Source organism: Bacillus sp. FSL K6-1012, from assembly GCF_037964915.1.
GTDB classification, from domain to species: Bacteria; Bacillota; Bacilli; order Bacillales; family Bacillaceae; genus Bacillus; species Bacillus halotolerans.
This window is the reverse complement of sequence record NZ_CP150175.1, coordinates 866895-892833: the sequence shown is the minus strand read 5'-3', so window position 1 is coordinate 892833 and position 25939 is coordinate 866895. Positions and strand designations below refer to the sequence as shown.

24 protein-coding genes are annotated in these 25939 nt (G+C 45.7%); 9 read left to right on the top strand and 15 right to left on the bottom strand.

The window, feature by feature from the left end; translation table 11 throughout:
* Positions 1-124: 124 nt before the first annotated feature.
* From NSS75_RS04525 to NSS75_RS04515, 3 genes are read right to left on the bottom strand one after another with little or no spacing between them, the layout of a single operon-like run.
* Positions 125-952: a YihY family inner membrane protein gene (locus tag NSS75_RS04525; RefSeq protein WP_024120586.1), complete on the bottom strand. Its 828-nt coding sequence runs from the start codon at positions 950-952 to the stop codon at positions 125-127.
* 23 nt (positions 953-975) lie between these two features.
* Complete coding sequence (locus tag NSS75_RS04520) at positions 976-1299, bottom strand: hypothetical protein (RefSeq protein WP_024120585.1); 324 nt, start codon at positions 1297-1299, stop codon at positions 976-978.
* 18 nt (positions 1300-1317) lie between these two features.
* Complete coding sequence (locus NSS75_RS04515) at positions 1318-1788, bottom strand: low molecular weight protein-tyrosine-phosphatase (RefSeq protein ID WP_198097885.1); 471 nt, start codon at positions 1786-1788, stop codon at positions 1318-1320.
* Between the two features lie 201 nt (positions 1789-1989).
* Here NSS75_RS04515 and NSS75_RS04510 point away from each other — a divergent pair, with 201 nt between their 5' ends.
* Together NSS75_RS04510 and NSS75_RS04505 are read left to right on the top strand one after the other, a co-directional pair.
* On the top strand, positions 1990-2205 hold the full coding sequence (locus tag NSS75_RS04510) for a DUF1128 domain-containing protein (protein ID WP_010333391.1): 216 nt from the start codon (positions 1990-1992) through the stop codon (positions 2203-2205).
* A gap of 163 nt (positions 2206-2368) precedes the next feature.
* Positions 2369-3565, top strand: coding sequence for an MFS transporter (locus NSS75_RS04505; RefSeq protein ID WP_339236192.1), 1197 nt, complete (start codon positions 2369-2371; stop codon positions 3563-3565).
* A gap of 34 nt (positions 3566-3599) precedes the next feature.
* Here NSS75_RS04505 and NSS75_RS04500 read toward each other — a convergent pair whose 3' ends face one another.
* Positions 3600-4118, bottom strand: coding sequence for a type 1 glutamine amidotransferase domain-containing protein (locus NSS75_RS04500; protein WP_024120581.1), 519 nt, complete (start codon positions 4116-4118; stop codon positions 3600-3602).
* Positions 4119-4360: 242 nt separating this feature from the next.
* Here NSS75_RS04500 and NSS75_RS04495 point away from each other — a divergent pair, with 242 nt between their 5' ends.
* Positions 4361-8737: a multifunctional 2',3'-cyclic-nucleotide 2'-phosphodiesterase/3'-nucleotidase/5'-nucleotidase gene (locus NSS75_RS04495; protein WP_339236189.1), complete on the top strand. Its 4377-nt coding sequence runs from the start codon at positions 4361-4363 to the stop codon at positions 8735-8737.
* Positions 8738-8795: 58 nt separating this feature from the next.
* Here NSS75_RS04495 and NSS75_RS04490 read toward each other — a convergent pair.
* The 7 genes from NSS75_RS04490 to NSS75_RS04460 all read right to left on the bottom strand — a co-directional run bounded on the left by NSS75_RS04490 (position 8796) and on the right by NSS75_RS04460 (position 17433).
* A protein-coding gene (locus tag NSS75_RS04490) for an IS3 family transposase (protein ID WP_339236186.1) occupies positions 8796-9946 on the bottom strand; the annotation gives its coding sequence in 2 pieces (ribosomal slippage) (positions 8796-9673 and positions 9673-9946; 1152 coding nt in all).
* A 115-nt stretch (positions 9947-10061) separates the two neighbouring features.
* Entirely contained in the window at positions 10062-10727 is a 666-nt protein-coding gene (locus tag NSS75_RS04485; protein ID WP_038954167.1) for an NAD(P)H-dependent oxidoreductase, read from the bottom strand.
* Between the two features lie 138 nt (positions 10728-10865).
* Positions 10866-11582, bottom strand: coding sequence for a trehalose operon repressor (gene treR, locus NSS75_RS04480; RefSeq protein WP_024120578.1), 717 nt, complete (start codon positions 11580-11582; stop codon positions 10866-10868).
* 20 nt (positions 11583-11602) lie between these two features.
* Positions 11603-13291 (bottom strand): alpha,alpha-phosphotrehalase, encoded by a 1689-nt coding sequence (gene treC, locus NSS75_RS04475; RefSeq protein ID WP_268545102.1) that lies wholly within the window; start codon positions 13289-13291, stop codon positions 11603-11605.
* 73 nt (positions 13292-13364) lie between these two features.
* Complete coding sequence (gene treP / locus NSS75_RS04470; RefSeq protein ID WP_339236176.1) at positions 13365-14777, bottom strand: PTS system trehalose-specific EIIBC component; 1413 nt, start codon at positions 14775-14777, stop codon at positions 13365-13367.
* Positions 14778-15489: 712 nt separating this feature from the next.
* Positions 15490-16905 (bottom strand): sodium:alanine symporter family protein, encoded by a 1416-nt coding sequence (locus NSS75_RS04465; RefSeq protein ID WP_024120576.1) that lies wholly within the window; start codon positions 16903-16905, stop codon positions 15490-15492.
* A gap of 135 nt (positions 16906-17040) precedes the next feature.
* The gene (locus NSS75_RS04460) at positions 17041-17433 is read right to left on the bottom strand and encodes a DUF1992 domain-containing protein (RefSeq protein WP_059291655.1); all 393 of its coding nucleotides are present in this window, start codon (positions 17431-17433) and stop codon (positions 17041-17043) included.
* 255 nt (positions 17434-17688) lie between these two features.
* Here NSS75_RS04460 and ltaS point away from each other — a divergent pair, with 255 nt between their 5' ends.
* On the top strand, positions 17689-19635 hold the full coding sequence (gene ltaS, locus NSS75_RS04455) for a lipoteichoic acid synthase (protein ID WP_024120574.1): 1947 nt from the start codon (positions 17689-17691) through the stop codon (positions 19633-19635).
* Positions 19636-19669: 34 nt separating this feature from the next.
* Here ltaS and nagE read toward each other — a convergent pair whose 3' ends face one another.
* The gene (gene nagE / locus NSS75_RS04450; RefSeq protein ID WP_198097950.1) at positions 19670-21028 is read right to left on the bottom strand and encodes an N-acetylglucosamine-specific PTS transporter subunit IIBC; all 1359 of its coding nucleotides are present in this window, start codon (positions 21026-21028) and stop codon (positions 19670-19672) included.
* 169 nt (positions 21029-21197) lie between these two features.
* Between nagE and map the strand changes: the two genes are divergently transcribed.
* From map to NSS75_RS04430, 4 genes are all read left to right on the top strand, one after another.
* Positions 21198-21947, top strand: a complete 750-nt coding sequence (gene map, locus NSS75_RS04445) for a type I methionyl aminopeptidase (RefSeq protein ID WP_024120572.1) — start codon at positions 21198-21200, stop codon at positions 21945-21947.
* 73 nt (positions 21948-22020) lie between these two features.
* Complete coding sequence (locus NSS75_RS04440; RefSeq protein WP_339236167.1) at positions 22021-22335, top strand: DUF3243 family protein; 315 nt, start codon at positions 22021-22023, stop codon at positions 22333-22335.
* Between the two features lie 104 nt (positions 22336-22439).
* A complete protein-coding gene (locus NSS75_RS04435) occupies positions 22440-22595 on the top strand; it encodes a hypothetical protein (RefSeq protein ID WP_185848173.1) in 156 nt (51 codons plus the stop codon).
* A gap of 159 nt (positions 22596-22754) precedes the next feature.
* Complete coding sequence (locus NSS75_RS04430; protein WP_024120569.1) at positions 22755-22892, top strand: YflJ family protein; 138 nt, start codon at positions 22755-22757, stop codon at positions 22890-22892.
* Between the two features lie 37 nt (positions 22893-22929).
* Here the strand turns inward: NSS75_RS04430 and NSS75_RS04425 are convergent, their stop codons facing one another.
* Positions 22930-23595 (bottom strand): MOSC domain-containing protein, encoded by a 666-nt coding sequence (locus NSS75_RS04425; RefSeq protein ID WP_185848174.1) that lies wholly within the window; start codon positions 23593-23595, stop codon positions 22930-22932.
* Positions 23596-23662: 67 nt separating this feature from the next.
* On the opposite strand from NSS75_RS04425, the gene NSS75_RS04420 reads away from it, so the two are divergent.
* On the top strand, positions 23663-23938 hold the full coding sequence (locus NSS75_RS04420) for an acylphosphatase (RefSeq protein ID WP_010333374.1): 276 nt from the start codon (positions 23663-23665) through the stop codon (positions 23936-23938).
* Here the strand turns inward: NSS75_RS04420 and nosA are convergent.
* Together nosA and NSS75_RS04410 are read right to left on the bottom strand one after the other, a co-directional pair.
* Entirely contained in the window at positions 23929-25020 is a 1092-nt protein-coding gene (nosA, locus tag NSS75_RS04415; protein WP_103672408.1) for a nitric oxide synthase, read from the bottom strand. The genes NSS75_RS04420 and nosA overlap by 10 nt on opposite strands.
* 121 nt (positions 25021-25141) lie before the next feature.
* Positions 25142-25936, bottom strand: a complete 795-nt coding sequence (locus NSS75_RS04410) for an MBL fold metallo-hydrolase (protein ID WP_185848175.1) — start codon at positions 25934-25936, stop codon at positions 25142-25144.
* Positions 25937-25939 lie beyond the last annotated feature (3 nt).

Genomic DNA, 25939 nt, shown 5'->3' with positions numbered 1-25939 from the left:
TGTTTTATGACTCGATTTGCTCTTTGAGTTCTGTTTGTTATGGCTTCCGCCTTTTTTCGTATGCTTTGTCATCACGTTTTGCCCCCCGGATCATTTTTGAACTGAAGTTCCTTTATAGGGTGCGCTAATTGTAGGGATTTTCATCAGGAAGCTTTTTACGTTTATGTAAAAGCGCGTTGATTTCTCCCCCTAAAATAATTAAAATCCCGCTTAAGTAAAACCAGATCATCAGGACGATGATCCCCCCAATGCTTCCGTATGTGGCGCTATAGTTCGCAAATGTACTGACGTAAAACGAAAACAGGGTGCTGACGACAATCCAGCCGATGGCCGCAAACAGCGCACCCGGCATTACAAAGCGAAGCGACAGCTTTTTGTTAGGCGCGATGACGTACAAAGCGGAAAAAACAATCAGCAGCACAAGCGGGCTGACTCCCCAGCGGATCGCAGTCCAGATGGATAAAAACAGGTCCGAAGCGCCGACAAAGTCCGCAGCAAGCATTCCGATCTGCCGGCCGAATACCGGCAGAAGCAAGGCAACTAAAATGGTAAACACCATGGCGATCGTCAGAAAAATTGAGGTTAGACGTACAATGATAAAAGAGCGGTTTTCCTCCACTTCATACGCGTGGTTTAACGATCTGACGATGGCATTCATTCCATTAGACGCAGACCATAACGCCGCGATGATCCCGAATGACAGCAATCCGCCGTTTCGGTCATTTAATGTTTGGTGGGTAATGGATTCAACGAGGGACATCGCACTTCCGGGAGCGTATTGTTTTACAACCCCCAGCACGTCATCTGTAGAAATCGGAAGATACGCGGTGAGCGTCAGCATAAAAATCAAAAACGGAAACAGCGATAACAGAAAAAAATACGCCAGCTCCGCAGATTTGCTTTGCCCCTCATGAAGGGTGTATCTGCCGAACAGCTCTTTCAGAAAGTTCATGTCGTCTCACCTCGAATGTTTGATCATTTATCTTTTGTAAAATGTTCCTTTGTTTCCTGTACCAGCTCCATCACTTTCGGCGTTGTTTTCTTCAGCTCTTTGACTTGCTGATTAACGAAGCCGACTTCATCTGACAGCGTCTGGGCCAGCTGTTTTGCTTCATCAATTTTTGTAATGACATTGTTTTTCAATAGTTCAGGATTGTTTTTGTACAGAGACATTTTATGCTTGCACGTCATCCATCTCATGCCGCAGGCCTGTCTCGTCGGCTTATGGAGCAAGGATAGCGCCGCGCCTGCCGCAGCTCCGAGAATGACACCTTTCAGCAACCAGCGTTCATTGTTCATGATGAACTCTCCTTTCCCTTACAATTGTTTTTCTTCTTGAATGGCTGCAAGCAGATGCTCACAGCCTGATCTGATCAATTGATAGACCTCGTCAAAGTTCCCGGTGTAGTAAGGGTCGGGAACGTCCGCGAGATCTGAATCATCAACGTAGTCAAGCAGCCTCTTGATCTGTGCGGCTTTTTTAAAACCCGCCATGCTTCTCAGGCTTCCGATATTTTCTGCATCCATCGCAATGATGTAATCAAAATCGGTTAAATCCTGTTCGCGCACCTGGCGCGCCAGCATGCCTTCAAAGCTGATTCCTTCTCTGCGCAATATCTCCTGCGTTCCTTCATGCGGAGGATTGCCGATGTGCCAGCCGCCGATGCCGGCTGAGTCTGTTCTGATTTTCCCCTCTAATCCTTTTGTTGCTGCCAAGTCCCGAAATATCGCTTCCGCCATTGGAGACCGGCAAATGTTTCCCAAGCAAACAAATAATACGCTGATCATGTTGTGCAACCTCCCTATTCTTTGCCCATATTTCTCTAAAAAGAAACCTTTACCGCTATCTTAGTAGGATGTTCAATCACTTTTCAACTGATGTCACCACTTTTTTGAAATAAATGGACGAAATGAGAATAGGGTTTTTTTCTGATGGAATTCTGTTAGAATAAAACATACCAAATGACGCGAAAGAAAGGATGTAATCATTTGTCCAGCCAAAATACAGAAACATTAACTCAAATGATTGAAGAGATTTCACAAAAACTGAACATGCTGAATGTCGGGGTTATCAAAGCGGAAGACTTCAGCGACGAAAAAATAGAGGATCTCACCTACCTTCATAAAATGGTGATGAAAAAAGAAGCATTCAGCCCGAGCGAAATGCAGGCGATCGCTCAAGAACTTGCATCACTTCGAAAATAATGGGGCTTGCCGGCATCCGGCAAGTCTTTTTTCTTATTGATGAAGATGATTCTTTTTGCTTTCGTTTATTAGGGAGCCGGAAAGACGCGGCAGCAAGGCGCCGGGCTTCCTGAGACCGGCGAATACAGCAAATGGCCGAATAAGATTTTGAAGGAGTACTAGAATGAAAACGAAATACGTCAAAACAGCATACGGAATGTACATCAACTACTTCTTGCTCGGAATGGTCAATATCATTCTCGCATCTAACATGTCCTCCTTAACGAAGCAGTGGAATACCGACCCGACAGGCATCAGTTATGTGATTGCGGCTATCGGATTCGGCAAGCTGCTGACATACGGAATATCTGGCGTTTTATCAGATAAAATAGGCAGAAAACCGCTCATTGTGGCTTCCGCCGGAATGATGGCTGTCTTTTTAATCGGTATTCCATTATCACCGAGTTATGAACTTGCGTTTGTGTTTGCTTTATTAGCCGGAGTCGCAAATTCGGCCATGGACGCAGGAACATATCCGGCTTTAACGGAGCTCTTCCCAACTGCTCCCAGCTCGGCGAATGTCTTGGTAAAAGCTTTTATGTCTCTCGGGGCCGCTCTTTTGCCGCTCCTGATTACAGTTTTGGCAGACCATAGCCTATTCTACGGATATGCATTTTATTTGCCGGCAGCTGTCTATGTGCTGAACATCCTTTGCTTATCAGCGGTTTCGCTGCCAAAAAAACAGAAACAACCCATCAGCACCGGGCAACAGGGATCTCCTGCTTTCTTATCTGAACCCGACATGAAGAAAGAAGGCGCCGCGCTGATTATCATTGGTTTTACATCAACCGCTTTATTCACAGTCTCTCAAATCTGGCTTCCAAGCTTCGCCCAAAAGGCTGTAGGGTTAGCTGAATCAGCTTCCGTACAATTGCTGAGCTACTATAGTATAGGCGCTTTGGTATCTGTTTTATTATTAGCCCTTCTGCTGAACAGATGGGTAAAACCGGTGATGATTACGCTGCTGTACCCCGTTATTACCTTATGTACGCTTGCCGTTATGCTGACAGTTCACGTCCCAGTTGTACTGGACATCACAGCCTTTTTCTTAGGATTTTCAACTGCGGGTGTGTTTCAAATTACCGTTACATTAATGACAGAGCTTTTCTGGAACCGTAAAGGCACTGTCACCGGAATTGTTGCGACAGCTTCAAGTATCGCGTCTATTCTGCTGCCGATTGCCACAGGGCTCATCGCAAAAGCGGGAGGCATAGCCCATATCTTTATGTTCGACTTCGGCATTGCCGTCATCGGAACAGCCTCTGCTGCCTTTTTGTATTACAGATACAATAAACTGACCGCAGGTTCCAAGCTATCATGAAAAAACGGACGCCCCCGCAGGGCGTCCGTTTTTGTTATTTTTCAAGCAGTGCCAAAGATTCGCGGTTAAATGCAGGAATGTCATCCGGCGTGCGGCTGGTGACCAATTGATTTTGGCAAACCACGACTTCCTGGTCAACGACATCGGCCCCAGCGTATTCCATATCTACACGAATGGACGTATAGCCTGTCGCTTTTCTGCCTTCCAGCGCTTTAGCAGTAATCAGCAGCTGCGGGCCGTGACAAATCGCAAATACCGGCTTTTTGTCCGTCATAAACGCTTTTGTAAACTGGACGAAACGCTCATCGGCACGAAGCTGGTCAGGTGAAAAACCTCCCGGAATTAAAAGCGCGTCAAAGTCGGAAGGGTTTACGTCATCAATGGACGCATCGACTGTGACTTGCGCATTTCCCTGCTTGCCTTTTACGGTTTTCCCTTTTTCATTTTCAATAACGGTCAGCTCATGCCCCGCTTCTTTAAATGCTTTTGCTGGTTCAGCATACTCGCTGTCTTCGAAATAATCTGTCAGCACAACTGCGATTTTTTTACCCATGATTGATAACCTCCCCCTTAATATGTCTACATAAAACACTCTACCCCAGCCACAATATAATAAACATTTTGCAGAGCTGACAAACGATAAGCATAATGACCCAATTCACATCACCCAAAGATGATACATAATACTTATTTTTCTCCCTTTTACAATAATCATAAAGAAACATCTACAAATGCTTACAAAATATTCTTACAATAGAACCAGTAACACAAATTTCGTTGAAAGGTGGAGAACTGGTGAGAATACAGAAAAGACGAAAAGACGTCAGTAACATTCTCCGTATTCTGCTGCCCCCAATTATGATACTTAGCCTAATCCTCCCAACACCGCCTGTTCATGCAGAAGAAAACATGGCTCCTCAAGTGAATCTCAGTATTTTGGCTACAACTGATATTCATGCCAACATGATGGATTACGACTACTACAGCGACAAAGAAACGACAGAATTCGGGCTTGCCAGAACGGCACAGCTGATCCAAAAGCACCGCCAGGAGAACCCAAACACCCTGCTCGTGGATAACGGTGACTTGATTCAAGGCAATCCGCTGGGCGAATACGCAGTGAAATACGAAAAAGACAACATTATCTCCGGTGCAAAAACCCACCCGATCATCAGCGTCATGAATGCGCTGAAATACGACGCCGGCACATTGGGGAATCATGAATTTAATTACGGGCTCGACTTTCTTGACGGCACGATCAAAGGAGCCGATTTCCCGATTGTAAACGCCAATGTTAAAACAACTGGCGGCGTACACCGTTATACGCCGTATGCAATTAACGAGAAAACAGTCACAGATGAAAACGGAAACGAACAGAAGATCAAAGTAGGCTACATAGGTTTTGTTCCGCCGCAAATCATGACCTGGGACAAAAAGAATCTCGAAGGACAGGTTCAGGTGCAGGATATCGTCGAATCTGCCAATGAAACGATTCCGAAAATGAAGGCAGAAGGCGCGGATGTCATTATTGCCCTTGCCCACACTGGTATTGAAAAGCAGGCGCAATCGTCAGGTGCAGAAAACGCCGTTTTTGACCTGGCCACGAAAACAAAGGGCATTGATGCGATTGTCTCGGGCCATCAGCACGGACTCTTCCCTTCCGCAGAATATGCGGGTGCCGCTCAGTTCGATGTTGAAAAAGGAACCATTAACGGCATTCCGGTCGTCATGCCAAGCAGCTGGGGCAAATACTTAGGCGTCATTGACCTCAAGCTTGAAAAAACAGACGGCTCGTGGAAGGTCGCAGATTCCAAGGGCAGCATCGAATCAATTTCCGGCAGCGTCACATCCAGAAACGAAGCCGTCACAAAAGCCATTCAGCAAACACATCAAAACACGCTGGAATATGTCAGAAAGCCTGTCGGAAAAACAGAAGCCGACATTAACAGCTTCTTTGCACAAGTCAAGGACGACCCTTCTATTCAAATTGTGACAGATGCGCAAAAATGGTACGCGGAAAATGAAATGAAGGATACCGAGTATAAAGATCTTCCGATTTTGTCAGCAGGCGCGCCGTTTAAAGCCGGCGGCAGAAACGGAGCCAATTACTATACAAACATTCCGGCCGGAGATCTTGCGATTAAAAACGTCGGAGACTTGTATCTGTACGATAATACCCTCCAGATCGTGAAGCTGACCGGTAGCGAGGTGAAGGACTGGCTCGACATGTCAGCTGGCCAATTTAATCATATCGATCCGTCAAAAGGCGGCGATCAGGCCTTGCTGAATGAGAATTTCCGCTCCTACAACTTTGACGTGATTGACGGCGTTACCTATCAGGTCGATGTCACAAAACCGGCTAAATACAACGAAAACGGAAAAGTGATTAACGCGGATTCAAGCCGGATCATCAACCTTTCCTATGAAGGCAAACCGATCAGCCCGAGCCAGGAATTTCTCGTAGTCACGAACAATTACCGCGCCTCCGGCGGCGGCGGTTTCCCTCATCTGACGAGTGATAAGATTGTCCACGGCTCCGCAGTTGAAAACAGACAGGTGCTGATGGATTACATTATTGAACAGAAAACATTAAATCCAAAAGCCGACAACAACTGGTCGATTGCACCGGTTTCCGGCACGAATTTGACGTTTGAATCTTCGCTTTTAGCCAGGCCTTTTGCGGACAAAGCTGATGATGTCGCTTATGTGAAACATTCTTCAAATGAAGGCTACGGCGTGTACAAGCTTCAATTTGACGACGATTCAGATACCGATCCTCCTGAAGGCGGATTATGGGATCTTACCGTCATGCATACAAATGATACGCATGCGCACCTTGATGACGCAGCCAGACGAATGACGAAAATCAGCGAAGTAAGAAACGAAACAGACCACAACATCCTGCTTGACGCGGGAGATGTGTTTTCCGGCGACCTGTATTTCACGAAATGGAACGGTTTAGCCGACCTGAAACTGATGAACATGATGGGTTATGACGCCATGACCTTCGGAAACCACGAATTTGATAAAGGTCCGTCTGTTCTTTCTGATTTTCTCAGCGGGAACAGCACAACTGTCGATCCGGCGAATCGCTATCACTTTGAAGCGCCTGATTTTCCAATCGTCAGCGCGAATGTGGATGTATCAAATGAACCTAAGCTAAAATCATATGTCAAAAAGCCGCAGACCTTTACTGCGGGAGAAAAGAAAGAGCCGGGCATCCATCCGTACATTCTGTTAGACGTTGACGGCGAGAAAGTGGCCGTGTTCGGACTGACAACAGAAGACACAGCCACAACATCAAGCCCGGGCAAAAGCATTGTATTTAACGACGCATTTAAAACTGCGCAGAACACCGTGAAAACGATTCAGGAAGAAGAAAAAGTAAACAAAATTATCGCGCTCACCCACATTGGGCATAACCGCGATCTTGAGCTAGCCAAAAAAGTGAAAGGCATTGACTTGATCATCGGCGGACACACCCACACTCTCGTGGACAAAATGGAGGTCGTGGAAAACGACGAACCGACTATCGTGGCGCAGGCAAAAGAATACGGCCAATTCTTAGGACGTGTCGATGTCTCATTTGATGATGACGGCGTCGTTCAAACAGACAAATCAAATCTAAGCGTACTGCCGATTGATGAGAATACTGAAGAAAACACGGAAGCAAAAGAAGAGCTCGATCAGTTCAAAAAAGAATTAGAGGACGTCAAAAATGAAAAAGTCGGCTACACGGATGTAGCCCTTGACGGCCAGCGTGAGCATGTGCGCACGAAGGAAACCAATCTCGGGAACTTCATCGCGGACGGCATGCTTGCAAAAGCGAAAGAAGCATCCGGCGCCAACATTGCGATTACAAATGGCGGCGGCATCAGAGCCGGCATTGACAAAGGCAAGATCACACTTGGCGAAGTACTGAACGTAATGCCGTTCGGCAACACGCTTTACGTGGCTGATTTGACCGGAAAACAAATCAAAGAAGCTCTTGAACAAGGCTTAAGCAATGTGGAGAACGGAGGCGGGGCCTTCCCTCAGGTGGCTGGAATCGAATATACCTTTACATTAAACAACGAACCTGGACACCGTGTTTTAGACGTGAAATTCGAATCGCCTAACGGAGACAAAGTTGATCTGAATACAGATGATACCTACCGCGTCGCAACAAATAATTTTGTCGGCGGCGGTGGAGACGGATACTCTGTCTTTACGGAAGCTTCTCATTGTGAAGACCTCGGCTACGTAGATTATGAGATTTTCACCGAGCAGCTGAAAAAGCTTGGTGACAAGGTCTCTCCTAAAATGGAAGGACGGATCAAAGAAGTATTCCTGCCGACAAAGCAGAAGGATGGCAGCTGGACACTCGATGAAGACAAATTTGCGATTTATGCCAAAAACGCCAACAAGCCGTTTGTCTATTATGAAACGTCTGAAGGATCACAAGAGAAACCAATCAATCTAAAAATGAAAAAAGACCAGGTCAAGCTATTGAAGGATAGAGAATTAGATCCTTCCCTGACGGTGTTCAACTACTGGTACAGCATGAAGCTTCCAATGGCGAACATCAAAACCGCGAACACTGAAATCGGAATCAAATCTAAGGGAGAATTAAACGTCTCCCTATCAAATGTATATGACTTTACAGTGAAGCAAAAAGGAAAAGAAGTGAAATCATTCAAGGAACCGGTTGAGCTATCGCTTCGGATGTTTGATATTGAAGAAGCTCACAACCCTGCCATTTACCATGTCGACCGGAAAAAGAAAACTTTTACAAAGACAGAAAAGGGATCAGTTGACGATGATATTGTAACAGGATACACAAACCACTTCAGCGAATACACGATCTTAAATTCCGGTGCTCACGATAAACCGCCGGCGTTCCCGTCCGATCAGCCGACAGGCGGCGATGACGACGGCAAGAATGGCGGAGGGTCCGACAATCCAGGCGGAAAGCAGCCGAATGATGGCAAAGGCGGCGATCAAACACCCCCCGGCACTGAACCAACAAATGGATCGGGCGGATCGGGAACCGATGGACCGGCTGGCGGCTTGCTTCCTGATACAGCCACCTCCATGTATTCCATCCTGCTGGCCGGATTTCTTATCAGCGCACTCGGAACAGCATTATATTTGCATCAGCGAAGAAAACAGAACAGAGCGAATGAAGCATAAAAAAAGCTGCTCGTTATGGGACTGACCCCTGTTTTTGAGACAGGGATCAAAACACCTTTTATACAGCTAATTGCCGATAGCTTATTGGTGATTGGCTGTTTCGTTTCGTTTGAATACGAATGTTGTTATAATAATAAATGTATTCTTTGACAGTGCGTTCTACGATGGTGGTCGTGGTTCGATCAATGCTGTAAAGATAGAACGTTTCAGACTTTAGTGAGGAATGAAACGATTCGATGGAGGCATTATCAGCGGGCGTCCCTTTGCGGGACATGCTCATGGTAATGCCTTTTGTTTTAACAGCTTTCTGATACTCATAAGATGTATACACAGATCCTTGGTCACTATGTAACACACAGTTCTGAGGCAGTGTTGGCAGTTGCTCAAGTGTGTTTAAGACAAAGTCTGTGTCCTGCTTATCTCCAATCGTGAAAGCAATCACTTCTCCATTGTATACATCCAATATACTGGAAAGGTACAATTGTTTCTGTCCATAAGGCAAATATGTGATGTCCGTTACTAGTTTTTCAAGAGGACGATCAGACTGAAAGTTCCGATTCAATATGTTATCGACCACGGCATATGGCTGCCCATTCTTCTTGCGTTTTTTCACCTTAACCCGGCACTGCCACTGATTTTTCTGCATGATACGCTGAACCGTTTTATGGTTAATACGCATTCCCTTTTTTAATATAGCTGTAATTTTTCGATATCCATATCGATACTTGTGCTCTCGGCACAACGTGCCGATTTGTTTTTCCAAATGGCATTTGGGATGATCTTTCGTCAGGTTCTTTTTCCAACGATAATAAGATGCTCGTGAAATACCTAAATGAACACAGATATTCTGTACGGTCATTGTGTTGCGCAATACTTCTACAAGTTCGACTGACGTTTGACTATCAACTTCCTTTCCAATTCGTTGTACTTTTTTAAAACTTCATTTTGTTGTCTCAGATAACGGTTCTCAGCCTGCAGTTTCTCTAATTCGGAAGAGTACTCCGGACCTTTTCCGTAAGTGTATTGCTTACCAACAGGCTGTTCAAATCGATGTGTTTCCCCAGCCTTATGCCATCTAACCCATGTCTGAACCTGCGTCTTATTCTTGATATTCAATTCCTGCATGATCTCTTTCATAGGCACACCTGCCAATCTCATTTCTACAGCCTTCTGTTTGACTTCAATCGGATAACTCATTCTTGTTCCCATACAAAAAACACCTCCAAGTCTTATTTCGGATAACAACTATCCGTTTTCAAACTTGAAGGTGTTTTTTATTTGTCTCATCTTATGGGGTCAGTCCCTTATCGAGCAGCTTTCTTTTTTATACCCACTTCACAACATCTTCAACAGCAGATCTTGTTTTCGGACGAGGGTCTCGCACACGGTAGCCGAACGCCACCATAACAGAAATATCAAAGCTTCCGTTTTCCAGAAGGCCTTCCTCTTCAAGGATGCGATGAATTTCATCATATTGGAAGCCTTCCACAGGGCAGGAATCAACGCCGATTTGCGCAGCGGCTGTCATCATGTTGCCAAGCGCAATATAGGTTTGTTTGGATGCCCAGTCAAACAGGGTTCTGTCGCTTTCAAGCAAATGCAAATCGTGCTTCTGGAACTCCTCTGTTTTGCTGAGATAGCCTTCATACACGTCTTGCGGCATTTGTTTTACTTCTTTTAAATGACGTTTGATGTAGTCCGCATTATATTTCATATCCTTCGCTGTACGCGCCAGAATCAGGACGAAATGGCTTGCTGTCGGAAGCTGCTTTTGCGCGCCCCATGTGTATTCGCGAAGCTTTTCGCGGAATTCGGGATTTTGGACAACAACGAATTTCCAAGGCTCAAGGCCGAGTGAACTTGGAGACAGTCTTCCTGTTTCTAAAATAAATTCAAAATCGCTGTCTGATACTTTTTTATTCGGGTCAAATTCCTTTGTCGCATGTCTGAAATTGTATGCGTCCAGAATTTGTTTCTTTACATCTGCCATGTTAAGCACCTCTCCTTTTGGTTACTCTCACTTCTATTGTAGCCATTCTCATAAAAAGTAAAAGTACGCACATTTTTGTATGATAGTATCAATTTTGATACCAAGAGAAAAAAGCGCTCTGCCGCAGGCAGGCGCTCTTTATTTTCCCCGTCGCGCAAAATCGACAAACCTGAATTTGTCCAGACGGTGTCTGCTTTCCGTATATTGAAAGAGACTTGTATCCTCTAAAAAGACATAGTTTCTCACAACCACCATATGGTCATAGCCGCGTAAATCAAGCAATTCCCTGTCCTCATCCGTACACGGCTCGGCCACAATTTCTTTCTGCGCGTAACTGATCGAAAGACCAAGCTCTCCTTCAATATATTCATAAATGGAGTTTTCGCAAATTTCTTTCGTCAGGTGAGGCACATGCTTTCTGAAAAAGTAGTCCTTGTCCAAAATGACATGCTCCCCGTCAATCTTTCTTGACCTGATCACTTCCCATATGTCATCATCCGGCTGTGCCCGAAGCTGTTTTTGGATCAGATCTGACGGGGGCACCAGCCCGAATTTGTGAACGGCTGTTTTCGTTTCTTTCCCCAAAGTTTGCGCCAGTTCCTTGAAGCTGACAAGCCCAGAGACCGGAAACTGCATTTTTTCACGGTTGAGAATCACGGAGCCTTTCCCCCTGATTTTCTGGATATATCCATTTTGAGCCAGCATGTGAAGCGCCTTTCGAACCGTCTCTCTTGATGTGCCGTACTGTGCGGTCAATTCATGTTCAGACGGAAGAATCTCCTCCGCCTTCCATCGGCCGTCTTCAATTTGCTGTGCGATGTCTTTATAGATTGTGATAAATTTATTCACCTTCATTTATGACCACCCAGCTTAGTTTAGCACGGTTTTGTTAAATGATAAACAATGGACTCATACGGTCGGAGCGTCATATTCTTCAGTTCTTCTCTCTCTTCATCGTTTGTCAGAAGCACCTCTGCCTTCCACTCGCCGGGCTTCAGCGTGTCCGGCAGTGTAAAGGCTGCCTCCGTCCCGTAAAAATTATTGATGATGAGCAGCTTCTCATTTTCGCCATGTCTCATATACGCAAAAACGTTCGGATCATCCTTTGCGATCAGTTCATACGTTCCCTCCGTGACAATGTCATAGGTTTTTCGGATCTGGATCAGCTTCTGGTAGTGATAAAAGACCGAGTGTTTGTCCTTTAGCGCCGCCTCGGCATTGATCTCCCGGTAATTGCCGGCGGCGGGTATCCATGGCGTGCCTGTTGTAAATCCGGCATTCGGCGTATCATCCCACTGGACGGGTGTTCTGGAATTGTCACGGGACTTTTCCTGTAAAATGGCTAAAATCTCTTTCTCCGCCATGCCTTTTTTCTTGAAGGCGTGATACATGTTCAGCGACTCGACATCCCGATAGGAGCTGATGCCGGTAAACTTCGGATTGGTCATGCCGAGCTCTTCACCCTGATAAATATAAGGCGTGCCCTGCATCATATGAATGGCCGTCGCAAGCATTTTTGCTGATTTCACCCGATATGGACCGTCATTTCCATATCTCGATACAATGCGCGGCTGATCGTGATTGCACCAGAACAAAGCGTTCCAGCCCCCTCCCGCCTGCATCTCCGTCTGCCACACGGATAAGATCTCCTTCAGCTTCAGAAAATCGAACGGAGCCAAGGCCCATTTTTCTCCGTTTGGATAATCGACCTTGAGATGATGGAAGTTAAACGTCATATCAAGCTCTTCATTGCCCGGATTTGTATAACGGATGCAATGGTCAATCGATGTAGAAGACATCTCACCGACCGTCATGCTGTCATAATGTGAAAACACCTTTTCGTTCATTTCATGCAGAAATTCATGCACCCGCGGCCCGTCAGTGTAAAAGGTACGGCCATCATCGCCGTCTTCCGCATTCGGAAAGCGCTGGTCTTTTGAAATCAGATTAATGACATCAAGCCTGAAGCCATCAATTCCTTTTTCAAACCAAAAATGCATCATCTCATAGACATGCTTTCTGACCTCTTCATTTTCCCAATTCAAATCAGCCTGTGTGACATCAAACAGGTGCAGATAATATTGGCCTGAAGCTTCGTCAAGCTTCCATGCCGAGCCGCCGAATTTCGATTCCCAGTTTGTCGGGGCTGTGCCGTCTTCGTTCGGGTTTTTCCATATATAAAAATCACGGTATGGGCTGTCTTTTGAAGAAATCGCCTCTCTAAACCATTTGTGCTCAGTTGACGTATGATTGACCACTAGATCCATGACGACTTTTAAGCCTCTTTTGTGCGCTTCAGCTAATAAGCGTTCAAAATCTTCCATTGTGCCGTACTCTTGATAAATCGTGAAGTAATCCCGAATATCATACCCATTATCATGCTGCGGCGAGTCGTAAATCGGCGTTAGCCAAAGAACATCAACCTGAAGCGTTTGTAAGTAATCAAGCTTTTCAATAATTCCATTCAAATCGCCAATGCCGTTTCCCGTCGTATCTTTAAAGCTTTTCGGATAAATTTGATAAACCACGGCTTTTTTCCACCATGGTGTTTGTTCTGTTTTCATCTGTCTCCACCACCGTCTTTTTTAATGAAAATGGGAAAAAGGGACCGTCAAAAACACGTCCCGCTCCCCTTTGTTATTTACGTTTCAGTCGCGCATAAGCGTATGTTCCGGCAAACGGAACAATCAAGACAATCGCCATTCCGATTGCGAATGCACCCCAGTACTGGCTCATAATCGAGAAAATGCCGGGCACGCCGCCAACACCGACGGAGCTAGCCAAAACGCCTTGAGATGAGATATACATCCCGGCCAGCCCTGAGCTGATCATCGCAATGATAAACGGAAATTTGTAGCGAAGGTTCACCCCGAATATGGCAGGCTCTGTAACGCCCAGATAAGCGGAAATGCCTGATGTTAAGGAAAGACCTTTTTGTTTCTCATCCTTTACGATAAACATCATCGCCAGCGCCGCTGATCCTTGGGCGATATTTGAAAGCGCCAGCATCGGCCATAAAAATGTGCCTCCGAGCTTAGAGCCGATCAGCTGCAGATCAACTGCCAAAAACGTATGATGCATTCCGGTAATCACCAGCGCTGAGTATAAGCCGCCGTACAGCAGCCCGCCCAGCGCGGCAAATGAGCCGAACACCGAGATAAGCCCCGAAGTTAACACATTCCCGATCGCAAATGTGACCGGACCGATAATGATAAAGGACGCAAAACCCGTCACGAGCAGGGTAATCGGCGCGACGACTAAAAGCTGTATTCCCTCGGGCGTCCGTTTCGTCAAAAACAATTCAATCTTGGCAAGCAAATACGAAGCGAGTAAAATCGGGAGCACCTGCCCTTGGTAGCCGACCTTCTGCACCTCAAGGCCGAAAAGATTCCATACGGGGATCTCTCCGCTTTGTTCCGCGGCGCCATAGCCCCACGCATTCAGTAAATCAGGATGCACGAGCATAACGCCGAGCACAATGCCGAGGAGCGGATTGCCGCCAAACCGCTTCACCGCCGACCAGCCGATCAGCGCTGGCAGGAACGTAAAGGCCGTGCCTGCGATTAAATTGATCATATTGGCAAGATCCGCCCACTGCGGGTACACCTGCACAATCGATTTTGTACTGAAGAAAATCTCCTGCGCCGTTAAGATATTGTTGATTCCCATTAAGAGACCCGCCGTGACAATCGCCGGCAAAATCGGAATAAAGATATCTGCAAGCGTTTTCACAGCACGCTGCAAAGGATTCATATTTTTTTCTGAGGCCTTCTTCACATCGTCCTTTGTTGACTCGCCAATCCCCGTTTCCTTGACCAGTTCCGCATATACTTTGTTGACTGTTCCCTGGCCGATCACAACCTGAAACTGTCCGTTTGTCGAAAACGATCCCTTTACAACATCGATTTGATCCAGCGCCTCTTGGTCAACCTTGCTTTCATCTATTAACGCGAAGCGTAAACGTGTTACACAATGAGTTGCCGCTGCAATATTTTCAGCACCGCCGACTGCTTCAACAATTTGCCGTGCTGATCTGTTCAGTTCCCCCATGCCAACCCCTCCGTTTGATAACTTGTATATACAATTTATGTTTATATTGTATTCCTGTATATACATGTAGTCAACAACTTTTTATAGCGCTTTCATACTATTCGTAAAGTCATAGAATGGCTTAACAGAAAGGTTACTCTAAAAAGCTAGCAAATGTTTTGAGAGGTGAACCCTATGAATAAACACGAGAATGCCCTGCAAGTTCCTCCGTGAGCTCGAGGCCAACAAGGAAGGGCCGATTTCTCCTATCTCAAGGAAAACACTATTAACAGAAAGCTGCTCAGAGATATCGTGTTTAAAGGGTTTGACTTCGGAAATGGACTGTGCGGATTTGTTATATATATCGAAGGAATCGTAAAATCTGAATCTATTCAGGATCACGCCCTCCTTCCTTTTTGCGGCATCTGAAGGATGAAATAGAGAAAGACGAAGAATCTCTGCCAATACGCTGTCTATTTCCAGTGTATTGGCAGAGACGAGTTTGAAACTATTATTTTGTCGACGTCAAAATGCCTGATTGTAAAAATGAAAGGCGGCTAAAGGAGAAGCATTGAAGAACCGATCGCCGAGTCCGCCATCAGAGGTTCCAGAGAGGCTTTACTTACAGAAAGCCTCAGAGTCAATAACGCTCATTAATGTGGTGATGCGATCTTGCTGCCTTTGTTCATCTAATTGATCATCAAGAGTAAGACGATGTTGAGTTCCAAAAACCCTAAGAGTTTTCAGCTTCTTTTGTCTGGTAAACAGCACTCTGTTTCGTTTTTCTTCTATCTTTCAGGTAATACTGTTCAGATGTGAAAAATTCGGTATACAGCGCTTTTACCTTCTTGCTCAATAATAACAGCGCAATCACATTCGGAACGAGAATAAAAACTAACGCTAAGTCCAGAAAGCCCCAGATGGCTTTTGCTCCGCCGGCGGCACCTATGATAATAGCCGCTAAATAAACGAATTTAATGACATGTCCCGACAGCCGTCCGAATAGAAATTCAGCTTGTTTTACGCCGTAAAATATGACAACCATAATGGTCGAGACAACAAAAAAGACGAGAGAAATCGAAACGAAGTACCCTCCGCCAGATCCGAAATAATGATGAAAGGCAGCCGTAGTCAGTGCTGCTGGGTCACTTGAGGCGTTCTTCCCTGTCCAGACACCCGATGCAAGGACGACAAACGCCGTGGTGGTGCAGATGATCAAGGTATCAATGACAATGCCGATCACAGACCAGAAGCCTTGTCTTACGGGGTGGTCAGTCATTGCCGCCGCATGTGCAATCGGGGCGGTTCCCATCCCGGCTTCATTAGAATACAGGCCGCGGGCAAACCCCCAGCGGATGGTTTCAGCCAAGGCAGCGCCTGCAAATCCTCCTGCTGCCGAAGAAGAAGTAAACGCATTCGAAAATATGAGAGAGAAAAACGCCGGAACAGATGAAAGATTCATAAGAACAATCAGGAGACCGGCTCCCGCGTATGCACCTGCCATGAGAGGCACAACAAACTCAGTTACTTTTCCGATCCGCTTCACCCCGCCAATTACAACTAAACCAATCAAAAACGCGATGCCGATTCCGGCGTATATTTTATTGAAAGAAAACGTTTCGGCAAGAGAGACTGAAACTGAATTCCCCTGAACCATTATGCTTGGAATCAGCTCTACGATCAGTGCAACAGAAAAAAACACGCCGAGCCATTTCATGCGCAGCCCTTTTGTTATGTAATACATCGGTCCCCCGACAAATTCACCCTGCTCATTTTTTTCCCTGTAATGAACCGCAAGCACACTTTCTGAAAACTTAATCGCCATAGCAAATAAGGCGACCAGCCACATCCAAAAAACAGCCCCGGGACCGCCAAACATGATAGCCGCAGGCACTCCGACAATGTTCGCCGCCCCAATCGTCGAACTGAGGGCTGATGTCAATGCCTGAAGCGGCGTAACTGTCCCCTCTCCCTTTGGCTTTTTTCCTACGCTGCCGATCGTCTGCTTCAAAATGTATAAAGGATAGCGAAATTGAAAAAACTTCAGCAAAATGGTGAAGTACAATCCCGTCCCCGTCAGTAAGATAATTAGCGGCGGCCCCCACAGCCAATCAGATATACGCTCTACCCATTCTAATAGTTGTTGCATCCCATCACCCTTTCCCGTTTATGGGTCAATTCCCCACAGATGGAAAAACATAAACCTTTTAGGGCAGACAGAACTGAGTCAAATTGAGGAAGAAAGGAAGCTGGACGGCTAAAAAACATCGCCTGACAAGGAAAACTAAGTGGAAGAAGGTCTGTTTCGTCCCAGCCGCTCATATACTTGATTCTTATAAAACGATGACGCTGGTTTGGAAAACATGCCTTTTTTGTCGGCAAGCTTATCGAGCATCAGCTGCTTTTCTGATTTTTTTCTTACTAATTGCTCACGTTCCTTTTCGTCATAGCACTTGGAGATTAAATGGTTGAGGGTCATAAGCTCTTTTTTAAGTGCACCCTCATCCTCAGCCATCCCTGCATTTTTTAACATTCGGTAGCCCATCCGCAGGGATTCCGGCAAGTGGGCCGCATCATCCTTTGGCAGCGGTTTTCCCATTCCCGGCAGGTTGTCAAATTCTCCGTCTTTGATGGCGCGTTTAATCTTATCTTCAGACACAATATGAGAATAATCCATCGTCCCACCTCTTTTCATTAATGAACATATTTTATCATACAGCTGCCATAAACCATATTATTCCTTTATTGACAGAAAGAGACCTGCTTTTACATCTGGCGAATTCCTAGGAAAACGTTGATTCGACGGCGTTTTTCGCCACATTTTCCATCGGACGATTTTCACTTTTCTAATCAGCCGATTCGTGTTATATTGGATACGTTCGTTTTTTCTATCGTTTCGCTCGAACTGTGATCGGAAAAAAGGAGTGTAACAATGAAAACATTTATAAAAGAAAGAGGACTGGCCTTCTTCTTAATTGCGGTCGTCCTGTTATGGGTAAAGACGTATGTCGGTTATGTCCTGAACTTCAATTTAGGAATAGACAACACGATCCAGAAAATATTGCTTTTTGTGAATCCGCTCAGCTCAAGCTTATTCTTTCTTGGATTTGGACTTTTGTTCAAGAAAAAATTACAGCAGACAGCCATCATAGTGATTCATTTTTTAATGTCTTTTTTACTGTACGCAAACATTGTGTATTACCGATTCTTCAATGATTTTATTACGATTCCGGTCATTATGCAGGCTAAAACAAACGGCGGCCAACTCGGTGACAGCGCATTTTCGCTGATGAGACCGACTGACGCCTTTTACTTTATCGATACGATCATTCTGATTATCTTAGCGATTAAAGTGAACAAGCCTGCCGATACGTCTAACAAAAAATCATTCCGAATCGTTCTTGCGTCTTCGATTCTCGTTTTCTTAATCAACCTGGCAGTTGCGGAGTCAGACCGTCCTGAATTGCTGACAAGATCATTTGACCGAAACTATCTTGTCAAATATTTAGGAACATACAATTTCACGATTTATGACGCTGTGCAGAATGTCAAATCCAACAGCCAGCGCGCACTTGCCGATTCAAGCGATGTAACGGAAGTTGAGAACTACATGAAAGCCAATTACGATGTGCCGAACAATGTGTATTTCGGCAAAGCGGAAGGAAAAAACGTCATTTACGTTTCACTTGAATCTTTACAGTCCTTTATCATCGACTATAAAATTGATGGCAAAGAAGTGACACCGTTCTTAAATAAACTGGCGCACGATAACGAAACGTTCTACTTTGATAACTTTTTCCACCAAACAGGACAAGGTAAAACATCGGATGCAGAATTTATGATGGAAAACTCTCTGTACCCGCTGGCCCAGGGTTCCGTTTTCGTTAATAAAGCGCAAAACACGCTTCAATCCGTTCCGGCGATTTTGAAGTCTAAAGATTACACATCTGCTACGTTCCACGGGAATACGCAGACGTTCTGGAACCGAAACGAAATGTACAAAGCGGAAGGCATTGATAAGTTCTTCGACTCTGCTTACTATGACATGAACGAAGAAAACACGAAAAACTACGGCATGAAAGATAAACCGTTCTTTAAAGAATCAATGCCGCTGTTAGAAAGCTTGCCGCAGCCGTTCTATACGAAGTTCATTACCCTGTCTAACCACTTCCCATTCGGAATGGATGAGGGGGATACTGACTTCCCGGCTGGAGACTTTGGCGACTCTGTCGTCAACAACTACTTCCAGTCAGCCCATTACCTTGATCAGTCCATTGAACAATTTTTCAATGACCTGAAAAAAGACGGGTTATATGATAAATCGGTTATCGTGATGTACGGAGACCACTACGGCATCTCTGAAAACCACAATAACGCGATGGCGAAAGTGCTTGGCAAAGATGAAATTACCGATTATGACAACGCCCAGCTTCAGCGGGTGCCGCTCTTTATCCACGCTGCCGGCGTGAAGGGCGAAAAAGTTCATAAATATGCCGGAGACGTCGATGTGGCTCCAACCCTTCTGCATTTGCTCGGAGTGGATACGAAAGACTACTTGATGTCCGGTTCTGATATTTTATCTAAAGAACACCGTGAAGTAATTCCGTTCCGCAACGGAGACTTTATATCACCGAAGTACACGAAAATATCCGGCAAGTACTATGACACAAAAACCGGGAAACAGCTTGATGAATCTGAGATCGACAAGTCAGAAGACTCACTCGTCAAGAAGGAACTCGAAATGTCCGATAAAATCATAAACGGAGACCTGCTGCGTTTCTACAACCCGAAAGGTTTTACAAAGGTGAACCCTTCCGATTATGATTACACAAAACACGGCGAGGATTCAGAGACGTCAACAGAAGACGAAGATAAATAAGAAAAAAGCAGAGAGGCTGGCCTCTCTGCTTTTTTTATTTCACTGCAGCACGTAATTCCTCTGCCGCAAACTCTACATTCGGGCCAATAATGACTTGTACTGATTGCCCGCCCGATTTGACGACTCCTTTTGCGCCTGCTTTCTTTAATAACGCTTCATCCACTAAAGAAGTATCTTTCACTGTCAGTCTCAGCCTTGTCGCACAGTGATCGATCGTCTGCAGGTTTTCTTTTCCGCCAAGCCCCTTCAGCATGATGTTTTCATTGACAGACTGTGCTGTGTTCTCGTCCAGCACTTCATCCAAGTCATCATCCTCACGTCCCGGCGTTTTCAAATTCAACGTCTTAATTAAGACGTAAAACACGACAAAGTATACAGCCGCATAGCATATACCTACCAGAAGCAGCAGCAGCGGCTTTTCTGCAATTCCGTAGCTCAAAAGATAATCGATCGCACCGGCTGAAAAAGAAAATCCAGAGCGTATGCCGAGCAAATTAACGATGAATAACGACAGTCCGGTTAAGACTGCATGCACAGCGTATAACAGCGGAGATAAAAACATAAATGCAAACTCAATTGGCTCGGTTATCCCTGTGATAAACGCAGTCAACGCAAACCCGATCATCATCCCGGCCGTTGCTTTTCGTTTTGACGGCTTGGCAGTCACAATCATTGCCAGACATGCCGCCGGAAGGCCGAACATCATAATCGGGAAGAATCCCGTCATGTATGTGCCCGCTGTCGGGTCTTTAGCGAAAAAGCGCGCCAAATCACCTGTCACTCCGTTATATTCGCCGAATTGGAACCAGAAAATATTATTGAGCACGTGGTGAAGACCGAGCGGAATTAACAGCCTGTTGAATAAGCCGAATATGCCCGCGCCGATTCCTCCAAGCCCAAGCATCCACTCCCCAAACGCGTTAATTCCCGATTGAATCGGCGGCCATATCGAACCGAATATTCCTGCTAAAATGATTGTAAAAATAGCGGTGACAATCGGCACAAGCCGTCTGCCGCTGAAGAATCCGAGATATTCCGGCAGTTTTGTATCCTTGAAGCGGTTATAGGTGTAACCCGCAATTAATCCGGCAATAATTCCCCCAAATACCGCCATGTTGTTTGCTTCATTAATCGATTTTGTTGCCGCGTCGAGCATCAGATACGAAATCGCCCCTGATAAACCCGCGGCCCCATTGCTATCCTTTGAAATGCCGATGGCAATCCCAATCGCAAATATAAGCGGCAGGTGATCAAAAACAGCAGTTCCCGCTTGATAAACAAACGGGATATCGAATAAATCCTCCCTGCCAAGTGCAAGGATAATCCCAACTGCAGGCAAAACCGCAATCGGGAGCATAAATGACTTTCCAAGCTTTTGTAAAAATGAAAGCATACCCATCCCCCTCTTACCCTTTTTTAAAAATATACCATACAAGATATCTAGTGATCTATACCAATTTTCCCGGCATATTTCTTTTTTCCCAGGTTCGCGTGTTTCCTATTCTAGAGCCAATTGTGGTAAGCTTAAACTAGATTATTTAAAAAGAAAGCGGGAATGACAGATGATTGTAACAAACGATCAAGAATTAGAAGGCCTGAAAAAAATCGGCAGAATTGTAGCGCTGGCGCGTGAAGAAATGAAACGGAAAGCAGAGCCCGGCATGAGCACTAAAGACCTTGACCTTATCGGAAAAGCGGTGCTTGACGAGCATGGCGCTGTTTCGGCTCCGCAAAAAGAATACGACTTTCCTGGTGTGACATGCATCAGCGTAAATGATGAAGTGGCGCATGGTATTCCAAGCACATCCACTATTTTAAAAGCCGGAGATCTTGTGAACATTGATATCTCTGCTGAATTCGGCGGTTTCTACTCCGATACAGGCATCTCGTTTGTGCTCGGTGAAGGAGAAGAACGTCTTCACAAGCTATGCCAATGCGCAGAGGATGCCTTCCAAAAAGGGCTGCAGCAGGCAAAAGCCGGCAAGCGCCAAAATCAGATCGGGAGAGCCGTTTATCATGAAGCACGTTCTAAAGGATTTACCGTCATTAAAACCCTGACCGGCCACGGAATCGGCAGAAGCCTTCACGAAGCGCCGAACCACATCATGAACTATTATGATCCATTTGATAACGCGCTTTTCAAAAACGGCACAGTGATCGCACTTGAACCATTCATTTCAACAAAAGCGGAAACTATCGTCGAAGCTGGAGACGGCTGGACCTTTAAGACGCCGGATAAAAGCATGGTCGCCCAAGTTGAGCACACCATCGTCATCACCAAAGACGAACCGATTATCCTGACAAAGCTGTAAAAACACATTTCGTATGTTTAACCTCCTCCTTTTACAGGTAAATCATCACTATTCTGCAGGAGGAGGCACTGTAATGAACAGAGATCAAGAAAAAATCCAAATTGAAAACGAAATGAATGCAATGCACGGAACAATAAAAGAAGAAATGTTAAAAGACTTTGAAGAATTTAAAGACTACCTGAAAAAACAAGTTAACCGGGGCAAGAAATTAGGATTAGATGACGGCAAGCTTGTCAAAAACGCTGCGATCCTGGGAGACTACCTCGCAAAGCATGAAGAGCCGCAAAACGGCGAAGAAATGCTGCTTCAGGAACTTTGGAGCGTTGCGGATGATGATGAGAAAAAACATTTGGCACAGCTATTAGTCAAATTGGTTGAGAAACAATAAAACACCTAAGCCGGGCGTATGCCCGGCTTCTTTATATTGTCACAGCCCGGCCCATCCAGATATGCTACACTAGGATTAATGTCTTGAAAGGAGCCTTTGTCCGCATGTGGTTTATTATTTTTGGAATCGTCTTTTTTATTGAAGGCATCATCATGACCGTTTTCGGCATGAAGAAAAAAAACGGGATGCTTACATATATCGGTATTGTGTTCAGCATCATGACACTTGGCATTGTCGTGCTGAAACTCACCGGGCATTAAAATCATATTCAGCGTTTACTCCGCATATACATACAGGAAGAACGTTCGCATCACTAGTGCGAAAGACTCAGTTTTTCCCGCATCTCTTTTCAGCATCTTTTGATAGATGTTACAATGCCAATCGTTTGGTCAATCAGATAGGGAAAGGAGTTTTCTGACATGCATTACGGCAGTAAAGGCTGGTATGTGGCAGAATTAAAAAAGCAGGGTATCACGAAATATGAAGGAAGAAAGCTTCAAAGCTATAAAACCTATTTTCTTGCCAACCTGCTTGAAACAAAGACAAAACAATCCTGACATGGTAAAGCCGCGCACGTTTAGATGCGCGGCTTTTTTATTGAATCGGAAGCATCCTGTCCCGTTTTTTGATAAAGGAAGATCTCCAGCTTTCCGACAATGCTTCTTCACTTAAAATCCGTTCAATGGCGGCGAGATTTTTTGTGTCATGGTATTTGATATGGTTTGCGAATTGGACGGATATGTCTTTTTCGCCTCTGGACAGCAGTTCGAGCTTTGCATCCGGAGCGACCCTGCCCTCTTCCAGCACGCGAAAATAAAATCCTGTATATCCGGTTTGCTGAACTTTCAGCACCATATCCTTCACACCAAACTTTTTGGCAAGTTTTATACACGGCTGACGCGGCTGGCTGACCTGAACAACAGCATCATCAAGCTGAAAGACATCCCCTATGCAAACGTCCTCCTCAGTCAGGCCTTGCACCGTAAGATTTTCACCAAACGCGGCGGCCGGGAGCGATCTTGAGAGAAACTCCGTCCAAAACGGATAGTGCTCCGCGGAATAGACACAGACAGCCTTATCAGGGCCGCCATGATTGACGAGGTCCGCCTGTCCGTCTCCCTCAAAATTCTCCCGATACAGCATCACTGCGGAATCTGCCGGCCGCTTCATAATGCCGGTCTCTATTTTCTTTCCGTCATATTCAAGCGTCTGCGGCTTTCCCAGATTAAGAGAAAGAATGGAATAATGAGCTGATGTCATACAAACACAACTCCTTTACAGGATATAAAATGATTGATTATCATAAAAAGAAAAGGTGGTTTTTTACATGCTTCAATATCGAATCGTTGCTGACGGCCGGGTTCAAGGTGTCGGTTTCCGCTACTTTGTTCAAGCGGAAGCCGATAAGCATAAACTCACCGGCTGGGTCAAAAACCGTGATGACGGGCGTGTCGAGATTTTGGCCGAAGGGCCGGAAAACGCCTTGCAATCATTTCTTGAGGCCGTGAAGAAAGGCAGCCCCTTTTCAAAGGTTACCGGCATCTCTGTCACTGAATCCAGCAGCCTTGAAGGCCATCACCGGTTTTCAATTGTCTATTCGTAAGGCTTATCCTGATAAAAGTAATTCGGCTTGACGATTGAATTGTCATAAGATCGGTGAAAAATATGTGTGGAGGCGGGTGAAATCGGCGGTATCAGCCACGTCCAGTCACCCGTCAGCTTTCTGCCCGCTTCTTCCTCCTGTTCTTCAAACCGTTTAAACTGGCTTGCAGCCGTGTGATGATCGACGATGCTGACGCCGTGCTTTTTATACGAGTGCAAGACAGCTTTATTCAATTCAACAAGCGCCTGATCCTTCCATAAATCCGCATTGTAATCAGTGGCAATACCGATAACGGATGCCACTTTTTTGAGCTTATCATACCGCTTTTCATCAGCCAGATTTCTCGCACCGATCTCCGTTCCCATATACCAGCCGTTAAACGGTGCGGCATTATAATGAACGCCCCCGATCTCAAGCCTCATATCCGCAATAATCGGCACGCCGTACCATTGCAGCTTCAGGTCAGAAAACGCTTCGAATTCCGGGTGGGTCAGCGGAACTTCTATCACCAGTGACCGGGGCAGCTCATACCAGACCGGCTGTTGGTCACCCTTCATGCGGAAAATAAGCGGCAGCAAATCAAAATCAGTTCGCTCTCCGCGCCAGCCGAGCTGCTCACAGGCTGCGGTGAGAGAACGGGAAGCAGGATCGCCGATTCTTTCTCCGTCGGATTCATATCCCGCATACCGGATCAGCTGATGATTCCAGATCTCAACTTGCTTTTCGCCCTTCTCTTCCGGAGGGAAAATCGTAATGGTCGGCCTGATTTTCCCGTTATTTGTGGCGGTTTCAATGTGATGAAACAGAGCGTCCCGTACTTCTTCTTTAGTCCGGACGTCACGTCTGTCAATGACATTCAGCGAGTTCCAGAACAGTCTGCCGATGCAGCGGTTGCTGTTTCTCCAAGCCATTTTCGCCCCGTGCGCTAGCTCTTCCTTTGTATGTACATAGCTTCCAGTCCGGTCAATCTCACTTTTAATGTCATCGAGACGGTCTTGCGCTTCATCCTCCTTTCCGAGTTCCTGATAGCAATTGGCAATAAACGCTTTCGCTTCGTTCCAGAGTATTTCTTTATCTTCCAACAAACTCTCTCCTCCAAATCGCATTCATGCTTCTCATTGTATCGTTTTTGAGCGGGAAGACAAATGATTTTTCTGCATCTTCTTGGAAAAACAAATAAAAAAACACCCGCGTTTGCGAGTGTCAAAGGGATGATAAATGATGGGCCAATTCCATTAAATCACTGCGAAAGTTTCTGCCTGTCATTGGGATGCCGTGCCCGGTCAGCAGCGCTTCCGGTTCTCGTTCGGCAAGTCTTTGAATCGACTCGGCGGCCATCTCAGTGTCAGGTGTGAAATAAGCCGGCGGGCCGTGAAGCTCCTGTTTTTGAATGAAGACGTCAGCCATTTTTTCCTGTTCAACTGTAATCACCGCATCGCCAGCGACAAGCACACGGCCGTCCTCGCGGAATAATGAAATATGGCCCGGTGTGTGGCCCGGTGTTGCGATCCAGATCCACTCGTCCAAAAACGGAACAGTGCCGTCTTCAGGCAGTGCTTGAACATGAGCGGAAATATCGATCGAATGGCGCGGAAACAGCGGCGACAGCTTGGCAACCAGACCGCTTTTGCTGTCTGGCCTCGCCGGCGGATAATCCTCTTTTCCGGTCACAAAAGGCATTTCCCGCGAATGGACATAAACAGGAACATCCCAATGCTCAAGGATCTCTTCAATGGCCCCGATATGATCAAAGTGCCCGTGTGTCAGAATAATGGCCTTCAAGTGGTAGTCATCACCGAATCTTTGTTTTGCTTCGTTTAAAATCATGCCGGCTGATTGAGGCATGCCGGCATCTATTAAAATAAATGAATGAGGTTCAGAAGGATACTGAATAAAATAGACATTCGCAATTTGCACGGTCAGACCATGTACACCCTCTGCGGCCTCGAACCCAGTCCCGCTTCTGACTGAAGTCAGCGGCATATAAGGATTACTCATGAA

What these genes read in the sequence shown, in the direction of transcription:
- NSS75_RS04520 (WP_024120585.1), bottom strand. Translation starts at nt 1,299, where the DNA reads ATGAACAATGAACGCTGGTTGCTGAAAGGTGTCATTCTCGGAGCTGCG.
- NSS75_RS04525 (WP_024120586.1), bottom strand. Translation starts at nt 952, where the DNA reads ATGAACTTTCTGAAAGAGCTGTTCGGCAGATACACCCTTCATGAGGGG.
- nagE (WP_198097950.1), bottom strand. Translation starts at nt 21,028, where the DNA reads ATGCTTTCATTTTTACAAAAGCTTGGAAAGTCATTTATGCTCCCGATT.
- NSS75_RS04465 (WP_024120576.1), bottom strand. Translation starts at nt 16,905, where the DNA reads ATGCAACAACTATTAGAATGGGTAGAGCGTATATCTGATTGGCTGTGG.
- NSS75_RS04485 (WP_038954167.1), bottom strand. Translation starts at nt 10,727, where the DNA reads ATGGCAGATGTAAAGAAACAAATTCTGGACGCATACAATTTCAGACAT.
- NSS75_RS04505 (WP_339236192.1), top strand. Translation starts at nt 2,369, where the DNA reads ATGAAAACGAAATACGTCAAAACAGCATACGGAATGTACATCAACTAC.
- NSS75_RS04420 (WP_010333374.1), top strand. Translation starts at nt 23,663, where the DNA reads ATGCTTCAATATCGAATCGTTGCTGACGGCCGGGTTCAAGGTGTCGGT.
- NSS75_RS04425 (WP_185848174.1), bottom strand. Translation starts at nt 23,595, where the DNA reads ATGACATCAGCTCATTATTCCATTCTTTCTCTTAATCTGGGAAAGCCG.
- NSS75_RS04430 (WP_024120569.1), top strand. Translation starts at nt 22,755, where the DNA reads ATGCATTACGGCAGTAAAGGCTGGTATGTGGCAGAATTAAAAAAGCAG.
- NSS75_RS04460 (WP_059291655.1), bottom strand. Translation starts at nt 17,433, where the DNA reads ATGGATTATTCTCATATTGTGTCTGAAGATAAGATTAAACGCGCCATC.
- NSS75_RS04435 (WP_185848173.1), top strand. Translation starts at nt 22,440, where the DNA reads ATGTGGTTTATTATTTTTGGAATCGTCTTTTTTATTGAAGGCATCATC.
- NSS75_RS04410 (WP_185848175.1), bottom strand. Translation starts at nt 25,936, where the DNA reads ATGAGTAATCCTTATATGCCGCTGACTTCAGTCAGAAGCGGGACTGGG.
- map (WP_024120572.1), top strand. Translation starts at nt 21,198, where the DNA reads ATGATTGTAACAAACGATCAAGAATTAGAAGGCCTGAAAAAAATCGGC.
- NSS75_RS04515 (WP_198097885.1), bottom strand. Translation starts at nt 1,788, where the DNA reads ATGATCAGCGTATTATTTGTTTGCTTGGGAAACATTTGCCGGTCTCCA.
- ltaS (WP_024120574.1), top strand. Translation starts at nt 17,689, where the DNA reads ATGAAAACATTTATAAAAGAAAGAGGACTGGCCTTCTTCTTAATTGCG.
- treC (WP_268545102.1), bottom strand. Translation starts at nt 13,291, where the DNA reads ATGAAAACAGAACAAACACCATGGTGGAAAAAAGCCGTGGTTTATCAA.
- NSS75_RS04500 (WP_024120581.1), bottom strand. Translation starts at nt 4,118, where the DNA reads ATGGGTAAAAAAATCGCAGTTGTGCTGACAGATTATTTCGAAGACAGC.
- NSS75_RS04440 (WP_339236167.1), top strand. Translation starts at nt 22,021, where the DNA reads ATGAACAGAGATCAAGAAAAAATCCAAATTGAAAACGAAATGAATGCA.
- treR (WP_024120578.1), bottom strand. Translation starts at nt 11,582, where the DNA reads ATGAAGGTGAATAAATTTATCACAATCTATAAAGACATCGCACAGCAA.
- treP (WP_339236176.1), bottom strand. Translation starts at nt 14,777, where the DNA reads ATGGGGGAACTGAACAGATCAGCACGGCAAATTGTTGAAGCAGTCGGC.